Origin of the sequence: Gordonia araii NBRC 100433 (assembly GCF_000241265.1) — a bacterium.
Taxonomy (GTDB): Bacteria; Actinomycetota; Actinomycetes; order Mycobacteriales; family Mycobacteriaceae; genus Gordonia; species Gordonia araii.
On record NZ_BAEE01000064.1, the window covers coordinates 38,501 to 52,956 of the forward strand.

Here is a 14,456-nt window from a genome sequence, read left to right on the forward strand (position 1 = left end):
CAGGTTAGTCGCCGGTGCCGACAGTGTTTGCCCGCCTCGATCCGCGCGGGTGACCGGTCACGATCCGTGTTCGGCGGAGCTCTCGGTGTACCGGCGCTGGAGTTCGCGGACGCGCTCCATCGCCTCGACGGCGGCCTCGCCGTCGCCGATCCGGATGGCGAGGACGGGAATGTGCTCGTCCATCGGCAGTTCCAGCCACGCGGAGGATCCGCGGTCGGGGTACACGACGCCGGTGAACTCGTCCCAACGGTATTGGCGCTCCCCCACCAGGTTTCGCACGCCGACGCCGTGACGCCCCACCCGCAGCCGCGGCCGGGTCAACAGGAGGATCGCGCCGGCCACGACCACGCCGATCAGCATGATCGCCCATTGGTCGGACGCCCCGAGGTTCTTCACGCCGTTGTCGCCGAACGTGAACGTGCGCCCGAACAGGTCGAGATGCGATTTGGGGAGGAGATAGGCGAAAGTCGCGTGGATCACGAGCACCACGGCCGCGGCCACGCAGCTCCAGATCACCAGCCGGCGCGGCCGGTAAACGAAATCCCAGTCCGCGTCGGCACTCATGCCAGCGACCGCAGGATGAGCGCGGAGACGAGCGCGGCGTTGACGGCCTGGGCGCCCTTGTCCTCCTTCGATTCGGGCAGACCGGCGCGGGCCAGGGCCTGCGCCTCGGTGTCCACCGTCAGGACGCCGTTGCCCACCGGGGTGGACTCATCGAGGGAGACGCGCGTCAATCCGGCGGTCACGGCGTCGCAGACGTAGTCGAAATGCGGCGTCTCGCCCCGGATGACGACGCCGAGCGCGACGACGGCGTCGTGGGTGCGGGCGAGCGCCTGCACGACCACGGGCAACTCGATCGCGCCGGCCACACGGATGATGGTCAGGTCCGCGACCCCGGCGGCGGTCGCGGCACCCGTCGCGCCGTTGAGCAGCGCGGTGCAGATGGTCTCGTGCCACTGTGCCGCGACGATCGCCAGCCGCACCTCGTCGGCGCGTTCCAGATCCAGTGTCGGTTCGCCGGCACCGCTCATGCTCCGTCTCCTCCTTCGGCCGCCCCGGCGGCCGTCCCCGCCGAGCGACCGGGCAGTCCGTCCGGAAGCTCGAGGTCGTATTCGTCGAGGCCTTCCAGCTCGTGGCCCATCCGGTCGCGCTTGGTGCGCAGGTACCGCAGGTTCTCCTTGTTGGCGCGGACCGGCATTGGCACGCGCTCGGTGATGGCCAAACCATATCCGTCCAGCCCGACCCGTTTGGCCGGGTTGTTGGTCAACAGTCGCATCGACCGCACGCCGAGGTCGACGAGAATCTGGGCGCCGATGCCGTAGTCGCGCGAATCGGCGGGCAAGCCGAGCGATAAGTTGGCGTCGACGGTGTCCTCGCCGGCGTCCTGCAGCTGATAGGCCTGCAGTTTGTGCAGCAGCCCGATTCCGCGGCCCTCGTGGCCGCGCATGTAGAGCACGATTCCGCGGCCCTCGTCGGCGACCATGCGCAGCGCGGCGTCCAGCTGCGGCCCGCAGTCGCAGCGCAACGAACCGAATACGTCTCCGGTGAGACATTCGGAGTGCACCCGTACGAGCACGTCGTCACCGTGGTTCGCCGCCACGTCGCCCATGACGAGGGCGACGTGCTCGACATCGTCGAAGTCCGAGGTGTAGCCGACGGCACGGAAGGTTCCGTGACCGGTCGGGATCCGGGCGTCGGCGACGCGGACGACGTGCTTCTCGTTGCGCCTGCGCCACGCGATGAGGTCGGCGATCGAGATCAGCGCGAGGCCGTGGTCGTCGGCGAAGACGCGCAGTTCGTCGGCTCGGGCCATCGAGCCCTCGTCCTTCTGGCTGACGATCTCGCAGATCACGCCCGCCGGCGACAATCCGGCGAGGGTGGCCAGGTCGACGGCGGCCTCGGTGTGGCCCGGACGGCGCAGTACACCGCCCTCCTTGGCCCGCAGCGGGACGACATGGCCAGGCCGGGTGAAGTCGGTGGCCTTGCTCGTCGGATCCGCCAGCAGCCGCATCGTCGTGGCACGGTCGGCGGCGCTGATCCCGGTGCCGATCCCCTCCCGCGCATCGACGGTGACCGTGTACGCGGTGCCGTGCTTGTCCTGGTTGGTCGTGTACATCGGCGGCAGGCCGAGACGGTCGCAGTCGTCGCCGGCCAGCGGGACGCACAGGTAGCCCGAGGTGTAGCGGACCATGAACGCCACGAGTTCCGGCGTCGCCATCTCGGCGGCGAAGATCAGGTCGCCCTCGTTCTCGCGGTCCTCGTCGTCGACGACCACGACCGCCTTGCCCGCCTTGATGTCGGCGATCGCCTGTTCGACGGAATCGAACCGGATCGGTTCGCTGGTCTGCTCAGTCATTCTTGCCTCCGGTCAACCGCTCGACGTACTTGGCGATCACGTCGGCTTCCAGATTCACCGGTGTGCCGACCTGCGCCTGGCCTAGGTTGGTGTGCTGCAGTGTCGTCGGGATCAGCGAGACCTCGAACCAGTCCTCGCCGACCGCGGACACGGTCAGGGAAACGCCGTCGACCGTGATCGAGCCCTTCTCGACGACGTACCGGTCCAGATGCTCGGGCAGCGCGATGCGGATGACGGTCCAGTTCTGGGCCGGAGCGATCTCGGCGATCGTCCCGACCCCGTCGACGTGTCCCTGCACGATGTGCCCGCCGAATCGCCCGTCGGCGCGCATGGCCCGTTCCAGGTTCACCGACGCCCCGACGCCGAGGTCGGCCAACGAGCTGCGCCGCAGGGTCTCGGCCATCACGTCGACCGCGAACTCGCCGTCGGCGGTCAGCTCGGTGACGGTCAGACAGACACCGTTGACGGCGATGGAATCGCCGAACGCGGCGTCGCTGGTGACGGTGGGACCGCGGACGGTCAGCCGCGCGGCCTCGGTCAGCTCCGTCTTGGCGGTGATGGTCCCGCGTTCTTCGACGATTCCGGTGAACACGTCGACTCCTCTCCTGCGCTCCACAGCGCTGCCATGGCGAGTCTGCGGGGAGGGGCGCGAGGGCGCCGAGGCGGGACGGCTGACGCGCCGCCGCGGTGTTCTCTCACATCCGGACTATGACCGTCGGCTCCGGATTCACACCGGATCTGCTGTCCCCGCAATCAGCCGTGGCCTATGCGGGCGCTCGCGGGCTCGATCGAAATTCGATCATCACCGCCGGTAGGGAATTGCACCCTGCCCCGAGAACTCTGTAGAAAACGCTAGCACGCGAGGCAAATCCGCTGCAGCCGCGACCGGCTTCCGATCACGCCGAACGCAAGTTCGCGACCCTCGCCTGCGTGCGGTAGGGCTGTGCCATGCTTTCGGTCATGGCGAACAACACGCAAGGCACGAGCTTCCTCGGTTCCGTCCTCAACCTGGTCAAGAAGCACTGGTTCCCGCTCGCGGTGGCGATCATCGCGATCGCCTTCATCGCGCTCAACCGGGTACCGGCGGAAGTCAACTTCCTGTTCTTCCGGGTCGACATCGCGCTGTGGCTCGCCCTCACGGTCGCGTCCGTACTGGGCCTGATCGTCGGGCTGTTCGTTGCGCGCAAGTAGCTCGATCACCCGTCGCTCCCCGATCAGGCATCGGGGCTCGGGCGCAGCGTCATCCGCACGTCGTCGCCGAGCCGGCGGACGTCGACCGTCATGAACCGGTGCGCCTGCGCCAGCGTGGCGACGGTCGAATCGTCGACGGCGTTGGCCCCGGCGCCGAGCAGCACCGGCGCGACGTAGGCGTGCACCTCGTCGACCAGGCCGGCGGCGAGGAAGGCGCCGATGATCCGGGGCCCGCCTTCGACGAGGACCGACAGCGCGTCCGGAACCGCCGCCAGCACGTCGGCCGGGTCGTGGGAGTCGACGACGACGGTCGGAGCCGCGTCGTCGAGGATCCGCGCGGATTCCGGGATCGTGCGGTTGCCCATGATGATCCGCGTCGGCTGGTGCGGGCGCGGTGACCCGTCGGGCTCGCGGGCGGTGAGCGCGGGGTCGTCGGCAAGTACCGTGCCGGTGCCGACGACGATGGCGTCGAGACCGGCGCGCACGTCGTGGGCGTCGGCGCGCGCCTGCTCACCGGTGATCCACCTGCTGGTTCCGTCCGGAGCAGCCGTACGGCCGTCGACGGTCGCGGCGACCTTCGCGATCACGAGCGGGCGCCCGGTGCGCTGACGGTGCAGCCAGGCCCGCAGGGGCCCGTCGGCGGCCGCGGCGGCGCCGACGCCCGACACGACCTCCAGACCGGCGTCCCGGAGGGTTTGCGCACCGCCTGAAGCCTGCGGATTCGGATCGCCGAGCGCGTACACGACCCGCGCGACCCCGGCGTCGACGAGTGCCTGCGCACACGGCCCGGTGCGGCCCTGGTGGTTGCAGGGCTCGAGGGTCACGACGACGGTCGACCCGCGGGCCTGCTCCCCCGCCGCCTCCAGCGCGACGACTTCGGCGTGGGGTCCGCCGGCCGGACGGGTGTATCCGGACGCGATGACCTCTCCGCGTTCGCCGACGATCACGGCGCCCACCGGCGGATTCGGGGTCGACGAGCCCGCCGCCGCACGGGACTCGGCGATGGCGCGGGTCATCGCGTCGACGAGAAGCTGATCCGGTGCCATCGGCGCGGCCTAGTCGGCGACGGTGGTCGGCCAGTGGGCGGCCGCCTGCGCGCGGAGCGCCGCGACGGCCCGCCCGGGGTCGTCGGCGCTGTAGACGGCCGAGCCGGCGACGAAACAGTCGACGCCGGCCTCCGCGGCCTGTTCGATGGTGTCGGCGTTGATGCCGCCGTCGATCTCCACCAGGACGCTCAGGTCGCCCGCGTCGACGAGGGCCCGCACGGTGCGCACCTTGGACAGCACCTCGGGGATGAAGCTCTGGCCTCCGAAGCCGGGCTCGACGCTCATCACCAGCAACGTGTCGACGTCGCGCAGGATCTCCAGATACGGCTCGAGGTCGGTGCCCGGCTTGATAGCGAGGCCGGCCTTCCCCCCGGCCGCGCGGATGTCGCGTGCGACGGCGAGCGGGTCGTCGGTCGCCTCGGCGTGGAAGGTGACGTTGTAGGCCCCCGCTTCGGCGTAGGGCGGTGCCCACCGACCGGGGTCCTCGATCATCAGGTGGCAGTCGAGCGGGATATCGGTCGCGTTGAGCAGGCTCTCGACGACGGGTAGGCCGAGAGTCAGATTGGGCACGAAATGCGCGTCCATGACGTCCACGTGCAGCCAGTCGGAACCCGTCACCGCTTCCGCCTCCGCCGCCAGATTGGCGAAGTCCGCGGACAGGATGGACGGAGCGATCATCGGGACGCTGGGACGCTGGCACATGCCGATCAGTCTATGTCTGCGCTTCGCCGGGGCGGCGCAGTGCCGCGAGGTACATCGCGTCCGTGCCGTGGAGATGAGGCCACAGCTGCACGTGCGGTCCGGGTCCGAGGTCGGGGACGGCCATCCCATCGGTCTGGACGAATCCGCGGGCGTCGATGACCGTCGCGCCGGTCGTCGCGCACACCGCGTCGACCACCCCGACGGTCTCCGCAGGATGCGGCGAGCAGGTCGAGTAGACGACGGCTCCGCCCGGCCGGACCAGCGCCAACGCTTCGGTCAGCAGGGCGCGCTGCAGCGGCACCAGCTCGTCGACGTCGGACGGCCGGCGCCGCCACCGGGCCTCGGGCCGCCTGCGCAACGAACCGAGACCGCTGCACGGGGCGTCGACCAGCACGCGGTCGTAGCCCGGCGTCAGACCGGGATCGCGGCCGTCGCCGACGATGACCGTCACCGGCAGGTCCGCGGTGAGCGAACGAATCAGCTCGGCGCGGTGCTCGGAGATCTCCACGGCATCGAGGTGGGCACCGCTGATCTGTGCCAGTGATCCGATGAGCGCGGCCTTGCCGCCGGGTCCGGCACACAGGTCGAGCCAACGGCCGCGATCGGGGCCGTTGAGCTCGGCACGGGTGAGGGCCAGGGCGACGAGTTGGCTGCCTTCGTCCTGGACACCGGCGAGGCCTTCGCGCACGGCGTCCAGCTGACCGGGATCGCCCCCTGGCAGGTAGACGCAGTAGGGCGACCATCTGCCCTCGTCACCGCCGCACATGGCCGCCAGCTCGGCGGCGCTGACCTGGCCGGGCCGCGCCACCAAGTGCACCTCGGGCCGGGCGTCATCCGCGGCCAGCGCTGCCTGCAGCGAGCCGACCGAACCGCCGAGCGCCTCGGTGAAGACGTCGGCGATCCATCGCGGATGCGAGTAGCGGAAGGCCAGATGCCCGACGGGGTCCTCGGCGATCGACGGGGCGAGCTCGTCGGCCCACAGATCCTCGTCCCGCTGGGAGACCTTGCGCAGCACGGCGTTGACGAAGCCCGCGGGACCTTGGCCGTCCTCGGCGCGGACCAGGTCGACCGACGTCGAGACGGCGGCGTGGGAGCCGATCCTGGTTCGCAGGAGCTGGTAGGCGCCCAGCCGCAACACGTCGAGCAGGCGGCCGTCGATCTCGGCAACCGGGCGGCCGGCGGCCGCGGCGATCACGGCGTCGAGCGTGCCTTGCGCGCGGGCGGTGCCGTAGGCCAATTCGGTGGCGAGCGCGGCGTCGCGCCCGGTGATCCCCCGCTCGCGCAGCAGGGAGGGCAGCAGGAGGTTCGCGTACGCGTCGCGCTCGCGCACGGCCCGCAGCACGTCGCGGGCAGCCTCCCTGGCGGCGTCGGCCGCCTTGTCGCGGAGCTTCCCGCCCCCGCGGCGGTCCGTGGTCATCGGAGCACCTGCCCGGGTGCGAGACGCGCACCGCGCGCCCAGTCCGCCGCCGGCATCTGTTTCTTGCCCGGCGGCACCACCCAGGTCAGGGCGACCACGTCGTCGGCGGTTCCGACGTAGAGGGCCTTCTTCGCGACGGCCAGCTCCCCCGGTGCCAGCGATTCCGGCGCACCGGGTTCACCGGCCACGCCGCGGCGCAGCGGTCCGACGCGCAGGCGCAGTTCGCCGTCGCGCGCGTCGATGACTGCCCAAGCTCCCGGCTCCGGCGTGTGGGCCCGGATCAGGCGATCGACGATGTGGGCCGGTCGTCCCCACACGATGCGGGCGTCCTCGACGCTGATCTTCGGGGCGTAGGAGACGTCGTGATCCGGCTGGGGCACCGGCGAGAGCTCGCCGGCCTCGATGCCGTCGAGGGTGGCGACCAGTAGGCGGGACCCGGACTCGGCGAGGCGGTCCAGCAGTTCACCGCTCGTCTCGGTCGGCTCGATGTCGGTGGTCAGGGTGCCGTAGACCGGCCCGGTGTCGAGTCCGGCCTCGAGCCGGAACGTGGTGGCGCCGGTGGTTGTGTCGCCCGCGGCGACGGCCGCCTGCACCGGCGCGGCGCCGCGCCACGCCGGCAACAGCGAGAAGTGCAGGTTGATCCAGCCGTGTGCCGGCACGTCCAGAAGGGCTGGCGGCACCAGCGCGCCGTAGGCCACCACGGCCGCGCAGTCGGGCGCCCAGCGTTCGAGCGCGGCCAGCACCGTGGGATCGGCTTCGCCGTCGCGGGACAATCGCTCCGGTGTCAGCACCTCGATGCCCAGCTCGTCCGCGCGTCGTGCGACCTCGCTGCGGACGACCTTGCGCCCGCGGCCGGACACCGCGTCCGGGCGGGACAGGACACCGACGACCTCGTGATCGGAAGATTCGTGCAGGGCGTTCAGCGAGGGCACCGCGACTGCTGGTGTGCCGGCGAAGATGACGCGCATTCAGCCAATAGTAGGCGGGTCGACTTGAACCCTGAGCGGCCCGCCGTCGTGGGCGCCCGCACGACGGGCCTGGGCCCGGCCCAACGCCCCGGCCAACGCACGGCCGTGCCGCCGATCGACGCGCAGCAGCACCCGCTCGACCTCCTCCCCCGCGCCGAGTTCGCCGGCGGGGGCGCGGACTCCGCGCGGGAGCGGCACCGGGCCGAGCACACCGGTGTCCTCGGGCAGCTCGAGCAGATCGAGGAACTGCCTGATAGCCGCCGGGGTGCCGTCGACCGAGGCCATCGTCACCGCGGGCGGAAAACCGAGTTCCGCGCGCTGGGACAACTGTTCTTCGGCGAAGGTCACCGGGTCCCAGCGCACGAGCGCCTGCACCGGCGGGAGATCGTTGTCCGCCAGCAACACGACGTTCCCACCGTCGGCCGCTGGGCGTGCCAGCGCCGCGATGGCGAACCAGTGCCGGGCCGCGTCCTCGTCCGCACGCAGGTCCTCGCGATCCAGATGCGCCCAGGTGTCGACGGCGATCACCGTGCCGTAGCCGCTGACGGCCCCGTCCCCCGTCGCGGCGACGACGGGTTCGGCACCGGGTGTCGCGACGACGAGCCGCGCTTCGTCGGACACCGAGTCGACGAGTCTGGAGCCGTCGCTGGTCACCACCGGTACCCCGCGGAAGGCGCGGCCCAGCTCCTCGGCCGTGCGGGCGGCCCCGATCGACCGGGCGCGGATCTCGGTGGAACCGCACGCGGCGCATCGGGGCGCCGGGTCGACTCGGCCGCACCAGCGGCACGCGACGACCCGATCTTCAGCCATGGCGAGCGGCCCGTGGCAGGACCGGCAGCGCGCGTGCGTGCGGCATTTCGCGCAGGCGAGTGACGGCAGGTACCCGCGACGCGGGACGCTGATGAGAACGGGTTGGCCCGCGTCGAGGCTGGTGCGCGCCAGGCGAAAGGCGAACTCGGGCACCCGCGCCAGCCGGACCAGCGGATCGTTGCCGATCGCCCGATTCTCGTCGGCGATGCCCTGGACGCGCGGCCCGCGGCGGCGCACGGCGGCGCGATCGGCGGTGATGCCGTGCGCCCAGCCCGCGGCGACGAGCGCCTGTGCCTCGGTGGTCCTGCCGTAGCCACCGAGGAGCAGGCCGCACTGCTGCTGGTGGCTGCGCAGCACGGCCACTTCGCGGGGGTGGGGGTACGGGGCGCGGGGCTCGTCGAGGCTCGGGTCGCCGTCGTCCCAGACGATCACCAGCCCCAGGTCGTGGACCGGCGCGAAGACCGCGCTGCGCGTGCCCAGCACGACGCGGGCCGTACCGCGCAGCGCCGCGAGCCAGCGCCGGTACCGTGCCGTCGGGCCGAGCCCGGCCGCGAGCGTCACGCAGCGATCCCCCAACGGCGCACACGCGAGCTCCAGCCGGTCCAGGTCGCGCTGATCCGGAACGACCGCGATCACCCCCCGACCGGACGCCACGGCGTGGCCGATCATCTCGGCCAGGCGCAGGGGCCAGTTCTCGCCCGGTGCCGCCTGCCATGCGGCGCGCGGAGCCCGGCCCTCGGCGACCGCGGTCGCGAAGGCGTGCCCTCCCCGGTAGTCGGCCCAGTCCGGCAGCTCCGGGCACGGGTCGAGAAAGGGCGCGGGGTCGGCAGACGACGGATCTTCCTTCTCGGTCCGCGCGTGCCTCGGCGGTACGGCGAGCCGCACGACGTCCGACATCGTCCCGGCATAGCGGTCGGCGACGGCCCGGCACAGGGTCGCGACCTCCGGGGCCAGCACGGGCTCCGGCGACACGACGCGATCGATCCAGCCGAGCTTGCCGTCGTGTTCGCTCGTCCCGTGGCGCGACAGCAGGAAGGCATCGACGAGCCGGCCGGAGAAACGGACGCGCAGGCGAGCGCCGGGCACCGCATCGGCGTCCTGTTCGGCGTCGACGAGGTAGTCGAACGGTCGGTCCAGGTGGGCGAGCCCGAGCATCGGGAGCACCTGCGCGACCGGCAGCTTCGGTGCGGGTGTGCGCGACCCGGACTCCACGCGAGGCCTCACACGAGGGCGTTCGGCCCGGCTCAGAGCCCGGCCGCGGCCTTCAGCTCCGCGGCCTTGTTCGTCCGCTCCCACGGCAGGTCGAGGTCGGTACGCCCGAAATGGCCGTAGGCGGCCGTCGGCGCGTAGGTCGTGTGCAGCAGATCCAGGTCGCGCACGATCGCACCCGGGCGCAGGTCGAAGACCTGGGTGATCGCCTTCTGGATCAGCTCGGGATCGACCTTCTCGGTGCCGAAGGTCTCCACGAAGAGACCGACCGGGGCGGCCTTGCCGATCGCGTAGGCGACCTGCACCTCGATCCGGCTGGCCAATCCGGCGGCGACCGCGTTCTTGGCCACCCAGCGCATCGCGTAGGCGGCGCTGCGGTCGACCTTTGACGGGTCCTTGCCGGAGAACGCACCGCCCCCGTGGCGGGCCATCCCGCCGTAGGTGTCGACGATGATCTTGCGGCCGGTCAGACCCGCGTCGCCCATGGGGCCGCCCAGCACGAAGCTGCCGGTCGGGTTGACCAGCAACCGCGGCGCGGAGGTGTCGAGTCCGTCGACGGTGAACTCCGCCAGCACCGGCGCCAGCACCTTGTCGCGGAGCGCGGGCGCCAGAACGGTATCGCGGTCGATGCCTTCACTGTGCTGCGTGGAGATCACCACGGTGTCCAGCCGGACCGGCTTGTCACCGGCGTATTCGATGGTGACCTGCGTCTTGCCGTCGGGCCGCAGGTAGTCCAGCTCGCCGCTCTTGCGGACCTCGGTCAGCTTGCGCGAAAGGCGATGGGCCAGCGCGATGGGGACGGGCATGTACTCGGGGGTCTCGTCGGTGGCGTAACCGAACATCAGGCCCTGGTCGCCCGCGCCCTGCTTGTCCAGGTCGTCACCGTCGGAGCCGGTCTGTGTCTCGTGCGAATCGGTGAGGCCCTGGTTGATCTCCGGGGACTGCGCGCCGATCGCGACATTGACCCCGCACGACGCGCCGTCGAAACCCTTCGTCGACGAGTCGTAGCCGATGTCGAGGATGCGCTCGCGCACGATGGTGGGGATATCGGCGTAGGCGATCGTGTTCACCTCGCCGGCGACATGCACCTGGCCGGTCGTCACCAAGGTCTCGACCGCCACCTTCGCGTTCGGATCCTTGGAGAGCAGCGCGTCGAGGATGGAGTCGCTGATCGCGTCGCAAATCTTGTCGGGGTGTCCCTCGGTGACGGATTCACTGGTGAACAGTCGCGACGAGATTGTCATCGGTTCCCTCTCGAGCCTTCTCGCGCCGATCGCCTGCCGATCGGCTCAAAACAAGTCCAACCTACATGCCCGCGCGGACCGCAGCGGGTGACGGTCGTCGCTCAGCGCTGCGAAAGCAGCGGTGCGAGGGAGTCCAGGATACGGCTCGCCAGCAACGTCTTCGACGTGAGGGGAAGCGCCGTCTCGGTTCCTGCCGCGCTGAGCAACCAGCCGGTGTTGTCCTCGGTGCCGAACGCCTTGCCCGAGCCCACCGGATTCACGACGAGCAGATCGCACCCCTTGCGGGCGAATTTTGCTCGCCCGTGTTCCAATACCCCGCCGTTCTCGTCTCCGGTCTCCGCGGCGAAGCCCACGATGACGGTATCGGCGCCGATCTCCCCTCGTCCGCGCGCTTGCACCAGACCCGCGAGGATGTCCGGGTTGGTCTCCAGTTCGATCGGTGCCGGCCCGGCGGAACTCTTCTTGATCTTCGCGTCGGACACGGCGACGGGCCGGAAGTCGGCTACGGCCGCGGCCATGATGATCACGTCGGCCTCCGCGGCCCGCTTCGTCATCTCGTCGGCGAGTTCGACGGCGCTGGAAATGGGCACGATGTCCACACCGGCGGGATCGCCGGCATTCGACGTTGATCCGGCGACGAGCGTGACGTCGGCTCCGCGGGCCGCCGCCGCCCTGGCCAAGGCGAAACCCTGCTTGCCCGAGCTGTGGTTGCCGAGATAGCGAACAGGGTCCAACGGCTCCCGTGTGCCGCCGGCGCTGATCACGATGCGGACGCCGGCCAAGTCGTAGGGCAGCGCGTCGGGCTCGTCGAGCAGGAGGTCGCCGAGCAAGCCGATCTCTCCCGGGTCGGGCAGGCGGCCGGCACCGCTGTCCCGCCCCGTCAGCCGGCCGCTGGCCGGCGGCATGACGGTCGCGCCGCGACGTCGCAGAAGGGCGACGTTGTCCTGGGTGGCCGGATGCTCCCACATCTCCGTGTGCATGGCGGGCGCGTACAGCACCGGACAGCGGGCGGTCAGCAGCGAGGCCGTCAGCAGATCGTCGGCGCGGCCGGCGGCTGCCCGGGAGAGGAGGTCGGCGGTGGCCGGAGCGATGACGACCAGGTCGGCCTCCTGGCCGAGCCGCACATGCGCGACCTCGTCGACGTTCTCGAAGACGCTGGTCGACACCGGATGTCCGGACAGCGCCTCGAACGTGGCGGCGCCGACGAACTTCAGGGCCGCCGGCGTCGGGACGACGTGGACGTCGTGACCCGACTCGGTGAAATGGCGGAGGACCGAACACACCTTGTAGGCGGCGATCCCCCCGCCAACGCCGACGAGGATGCGCTTGCGCGCCGGAGAGGTCATGACCTGCGGCCGGGAGCGGTTACTCGCCCTCGGTGTGCTCGAGGAGGTCGGAGTGGATCTCGCGCAGGGCGATCGACAGCGGCTTCTCGTGCATGCCCGGCTCGACCAGCGGACCGACGAACTCGAGAATGCCGTCGCCGAGCTGGTTGTAGTAGTCGTTGATCTGGCGTGCGCGCTTGGCGGCGAAGATCACCAGGGCGTACTTCGACGACACGCGGTCGAGCAGGTCGTCGATCGGCGGGTTGGTGATGCCCAGCGGGGTGTCGTACGCCGGCGCGTCGGCGATCTCGGTGACATCAAGGTTCTGGGTGCTCACACAAACTCCTGCTTCAAAGGCTTACGAATCGATGGTGAAAGATTTGGCGGGGCCGCTAGTGATCTGGTCCGACCAGCAAGGATACCAACTGATCGGCGGTCGAGTCGACTTCGTGGTTCACCAGCACGTGGTCGAACGTGTCGGCGAGCGCCATCTCGGCGCGCGCGGTCTCCAGTCGTCGCGTCACGACGTCGGCGGATTCGGTGCCGCGGCCGGTGAGCCGGGACACGAGATCGTCCCACGTCGGCGGAGCGAGGAACACCGTGCGCGCCTCCGGGAGGCGGGCGACGAGGTTGTTCGCGCCCTGGATGTCCACCTCGATCAGCACCGGGACTCCGGAGTCGAGCGCGGCGAGCACCGGCGCGGCGGGAGTGCCCGACCGCTGCAGCCCGCCGTGGATCTCGGCCCACTCGAGCAACTCGCCGCCTTCGATCATCTCGGCGAACCGTTCCGGCGAGACGAAGTGGTAGTCGCGGCCGTCGACTTCGCCCGGCCTGGGTCCGCGCGTCGTCGCCGAGACGCTGAAGAACAGCTGCGGTAGGCGCTCGCGGACAGCGTTGACGACGGTGGACTTACCGACAGCCGAGGGGCCGACCAGTACAACCAGTCGGCCCCTCGGCGTCGAAAGCTCAGGTGAGCGATCAGGCAAGGTCAAACTTCTCCAGCAAAGCCTTGCGCTGACGGTCGCCCAGGCCGCGCACGCGGCGGGTCGGGGCGATCTCCAGCTCTTCCATGATCTCGGCGGCCTTGACCTTGCCCACCTTCGGCAGGGCTTCCAGCAGCGCCGAGACCTTCATCTTGCCGAGGATCTCGTCGTTCTCGGCGTCCTTGAGGACCTGCTTGAGGTCGGTGCCGCCTCGCTTGAGGCGCTCCTTGAGCTCGGCGCGGGCCCGGCGGGCGGCCGCAGCCTTTTCCAGCGCTGCTGCGCGCTGCTCATCGGTCAACTGGGGAAGGGCCACGTGATCCTCCGTAGATCGTTCTTTCGTATCCGCCGCTCAGCCATGGTGATGACCGGCGGGCCGCCGGTTTACCTGCGGCGCAGCGTTGACGGTACCCAACCTGAGCAGGCATTTCGAGGGGTACCCCACCTTAGGTCCCGACCGGGCATGGGGTAGCGTGCGGCAGGTTTGCCCGCGTGCGAGGAGCCGATGACGTCCCGCTGCGACGACCATTGTCGCAGGTCAAAGCGAGATCGCAGCACATCGGGCCGCCGCGGTCGGCGTCACGCGTGTGACAGATGTGACGTAGGTTCGTCCGAATGCATCTCACCCACATTCGTTGTCACAGTCCGCGTGTCGTGCTCACACATGCTCCTGACCGGCCCGGATCATGCGTCGAGCGCCGGGCCTGACCACGAGCGGGGAACTCGGTCCGGGAGCTTCAGCGTCGAGATCGCGCGTGCAGCTCGCGAATCCGGCCGGCCAGCTCGGGAGCAGGACCGTCGACCGGTATTCCAGGAGCGACGGTGGTGATCGGCAACGCGACCACCGGCGCGGGCGGTGCCGCGAACTCGGCCAGCCATGCCGTCAGCTGAGTCGACGAACTGGCGAACACAATGCGCCCCAACCCCACCCACGCATGCGCGGCCGAACACATCGGGCAATGCTCGCCGGAGGTGTAGACCGTGGCAACCGCCCGCTCCTCGGGAGCCAGTTCGCGCGCGGCGAGTTGGGCCAGGGTCAACTCCGGGTGATACGTCGGGTCGCCGTTCCCGACGATCCGGTTGCGGTCTTCGGCGATCACCGCCGACCAGAATCGAGCCGAACGGTTCGTCACCGGCCTCGAGTGCCTCCTCGGCCAGGTCGACGCATCGACGCAAGTGGTGCAGATCAGTCTCGTCGATCATGGGCG

15 protein-coding genes, 1 pseudogene and 1 riboswitch are annotated in these 14,456 nt (G+C 70.5%); of the genes and pseudogenes, 1 reads left to right on the forward strand and 15 read right to left on the reverse strand.

Going from position 1 to position 14,456, the window contains the following annotated elements:
- Positions 1–57: 57 nt before the first annotated feature.
- From GOARA_RS14280 to GOARA_RS14295, 4 genes are read right to left on the reverse strand one after another with little or no spacing between them, the layout of a single operon-like run.
- Complete coding sequence (locus GOARA_RS14280) at positions 58–564, reverse strand: PH domain-containing protein (RefSeq protein ID WP_007323114.1); 507 nt, start codon at positions 562–564, stop codon at positions 58–60.
- On the reverse strand, positions 561–1,031 hold the full coding sequence (gene ribH / locus GOARA_RS14285) for a 6,7-dimethyl-8-ribityllumazine synthase (protein ID WP_007323115.1): 471 nt from the start codon (positions 1,029–1,031) through the stop codon (positions 561–563). The genes GOARA_RS14280 and ribH overlap by 4 nt, the downstream gene beginning before the upstream one ends.
- Positions 1,028–2,356 carry a bifunctional 3,4-dihydroxy-2-butanone-4-phosphate synthase/GTP cyclohydrolase II gene (locus GOARA_RS14290; RefSeq protein ID WP_007323116.1) on the reverse strand — a complete coding sequence of 443 codons (1,329 nt, stop codon included), beginning with the start codon at positions 2,354–2,356 and terminating at the stop codon, positions 1,028–1,030. The genes ribH and GOARA_RS14290 overlap by 4 nt, the downstream gene beginning before the upstream one ends.
- Positions 2,349–2,948 carry a riboflavin synthase gene (locus tag GOARA_RS14295; protein WP_007323117.1) on the reverse strand — a complete coding sequence of 200 codons (600 nt, stop codon included), beginning with the start codon at positions 2,946–2,948 and terminating at the stop codon, positions 2,349–2,351. The genes GOARA_RS14290 and GOARA_RS14295 overlap by 8 nt, the downstream gene beginning before the upstream one ends.
- Before the next feature lie 93 nt (positions 2,949–3,041).
- A riboswitch (FMN riboswitch) is annotated at positions 3,042–3,199 on the reverse strand.
- 117 nt (positions 3,200–3,316) lie between these two features.
- Between GOARA_RS14295 and GOARA_RS14300 the strand changes: the two genes are divergently transcribed.
- The gene (locus tag GOARA_RS14300) at positions 3,317–3,547 is read left to right on the forward strand and encodes a LapA family protein (RefSeq protein ID WP_050947297.1); all 231 of its coding nucleotides are present in this window, start codon (positions 3,317–3,319) and stop codon (positions 3,545–3,547) included.
- Positions 3,548–3,570: 23 nt separating this feature from the next.
- Here GOARA_RS14300 and ribD read toward each other — a convergent pair whose 3' ends face one another.
- The 11 genes and pseudogenes from ribD to GOARA_RS14355 form a co-directional block, all read right to left on the reverse strand.
- Positions 3,571–4,593 (reverse strand): bifunctional diaminohydroxyphosphoribosylaminopyrimidine deaminase/5-amino-6-(5-phosphoribosylamino)uracil reductase RibD, encoded by a 1,023-nt coding sequence (ribD, locus tag GOARA_RS14305; RefSeq protein ID WP_007323119.1) that lies wholly within the window; start codon positions 4,591–4,593, stop codon positions 3,571–3,573.
- Between the two features lie 9 nt (positions 4,594–4,602).
- The gene (gene rpe, locus GOARA_RS14310; RefSeq protein ID WP_007323120.1) at positions 4,603–5,295 is read right to left on the reverse strand and encodes a ribulose-phosphate 3-epimerase; all 693 of its coding nucleotides are present in this window, start codon (positions 5,293–5,295) and stop codon (positions 4,603–4,605) included.
- A 10-nt stretch (positions 5,296–5,305) separates the two neighbouring features.
- Positions 5,306–6,712, reverse strand: a complete 1,407-nt coding sequence (locus tag GOARA_RS14315) for an RsmB/NOP family class I SAM-dependent RNA methyltransferase (protein WP_007323121.1) — start codon at positions 6,710–6,712, stop codon at positions 5,306–5,308.
- Positions 6,709–7,680, reverse strand: a complete 972-nt coding sequence (gene fmt / locus GOARA_RS14320) for a methionyl-tRNA formyltransferase (protein ID WP_007323122.1) — start codon at positions 7,678–7,680, stop codon at positions 6,709–6,711. The genes GOARA_RS14315 and fmt overlap by 4 nt, the downstream gene beginning before the upstream one ends.
- Positions 7,681–9,702 carry a primosomal protein N' gene (locus tag GOARA_RS14325; RefSeq protein WP_007323123.1) on the reverse strand — a complete coding sequence of 674 codons (2,022 nt, stop codon included), beginning with the start codon at positions 9,700–9,702 and terminating at the stop codon, positions 7,681–7,683.
- A 32-nt stretch (positions 9,703–9,734) separates the two neighbouring features.
- Positions 9,735–10,943 carry a methionine adenosyltransferase gene (metK, locus tag GOARA_RS14330; RefSeq protein WP_007323124.1) on the reverse strand — a complete coding sequence of 403 codons (1,209 nt, stop codon included), beginning with the start codon at positions 10,941–10,943 and terminating at the stop codon, positions 9,735–9,737.
- 101 nt (positions 10,944–11,044) lie between these two features.
- Positions 11,045–12,289 (reverse strand): bifunctional phosphopantothenoylcysteine decarboxylase/phosphopantothenate--cysteine ligase CoaBC, encoded by a 1,245-nt coding sequence (coaBC, locus tag GOARA_RS14335; RefSeq protein ID WP_007323125.1) that lies wholly within the window; start codon positions 12,287–12,289, stop codon positions 11,045–11,047.
- Positions 12,290–12,308: 19 nt separating this feature from the next.
- The gene (gene rpoZ / locus GOARA_RS14340; RefSeq protein WP_007323126.1) at positions 12,309–12,605 is read right to left on the reverse strand and encodes a DNA-directed RNA polymerase subunit omega; all 297 of its coding nucleotides are present in this window, start codon (positions 12,603–12,605) and stop codon (positions 12,309–12,311) included.
- Between the two features lie 55 nt (positions 12,606–12,660).
- Positions 12,661–13,254 (reverse strand): guanylate kinase, encoded by a 594-nt coding sequence (gene gmk, locus GOARA_RS14345; protein ID WP_007323127.1) that lies wholly within the window; start codon positions 13,252–13,254, stop codon positions 12,661–12,663.
- Complete coding sequence (mihF, locus tag GOARA_RS14350; protein ID WP_007323128.1) at positions 13,247–13,564, reverse strand: integration host factor, actinobacterial type; 318 nt, start codon at positions 13,562–13,564, stop codon at positions 13,247–13,249. The genes gmk and mihF overlap by 8 nt, the downstream gene beginning before the upstream one ends.
- A gap of 421 nt (positions 13,565–13,985) precedes the next feature.
- A pseudogene (locus GOARA_RS14355) lies at positions 13,986–14,451 on the reverse strand (nucleoside deaminase).
- Positions 14,452–14,456 lie beyond the last annotated feature (5 nt).

Bases quoted from the DNA above. Each gene is read 5' to 3' on its own strand.
- GOARA_RS14280 (WP_007323114.1), bottom strand. From the start codon at position 564: ATGAGTGCCGACGCGGACTGGGATTTCGTTTACCGGCCGCGCCGGCTG.
- ribH (WP_007323115.1), bottom strand. From the start codon at position 1,031: ATGAGCGGTGCCGGCGAACCGACACTGGATCTGGAACGCGCCGACGAG.
- GOARA_RS14290 (WP_007323116.1), bottom strand. From the start codon at position 2,356: ATGACTGAGCAGACCAGCGAACCGATCCGGTTCGATTCCGTCGAACAG.
- GOARA_RS14300 (WP_050947297.1), top strand. From the start codon at position 3,317: ATGGCGAACAACACGCAAGGCACGAGCTTCCTCGGTTCCGTCCTCAAC.
- ribD (WP_007323119.1), bottom strand. From the start codon at position 4,593: ATGGCACCGGATCAGCTTCTCGTCGACGCGATGACCCGCGCCATCGCC.
- rpe (WP_007323120.1), bottom strand. From the start codon at position 5,295: ATGTGCCAGCGTCCCAGCGTCCCGATGATCGCTCCGTCCATCCTGTCC.
- GOARA_RS14315 (WP_007323121.1), bottom strand. From the start codon at position 6,712: ATGACCACGGACCGCCGCGGGGGCGGGAAGCTCCGCGACAAGGCGGCC.
- fmt (WP_007323122.1), bottom strand. From the start codon at position 7,680: ATGCGCGTCATCTTCGCCGGCACACCAGCAGTCGCGGTGCCCTCGCTG.
- metK (WP_007323124.1), bottom strand. From the start codon at position 10,943: ATGACAATCTCGTCGCGACTGTTCACCAGTGAATCCGTCACCGAGGGA.
- coaBC (WP_007323125.1), bottom strand. From the start codon at position 12,289: ATGACCTCTCCGGCGCGCAAGCGCATCCTCGTCGGCGTTGGCGGGGGG.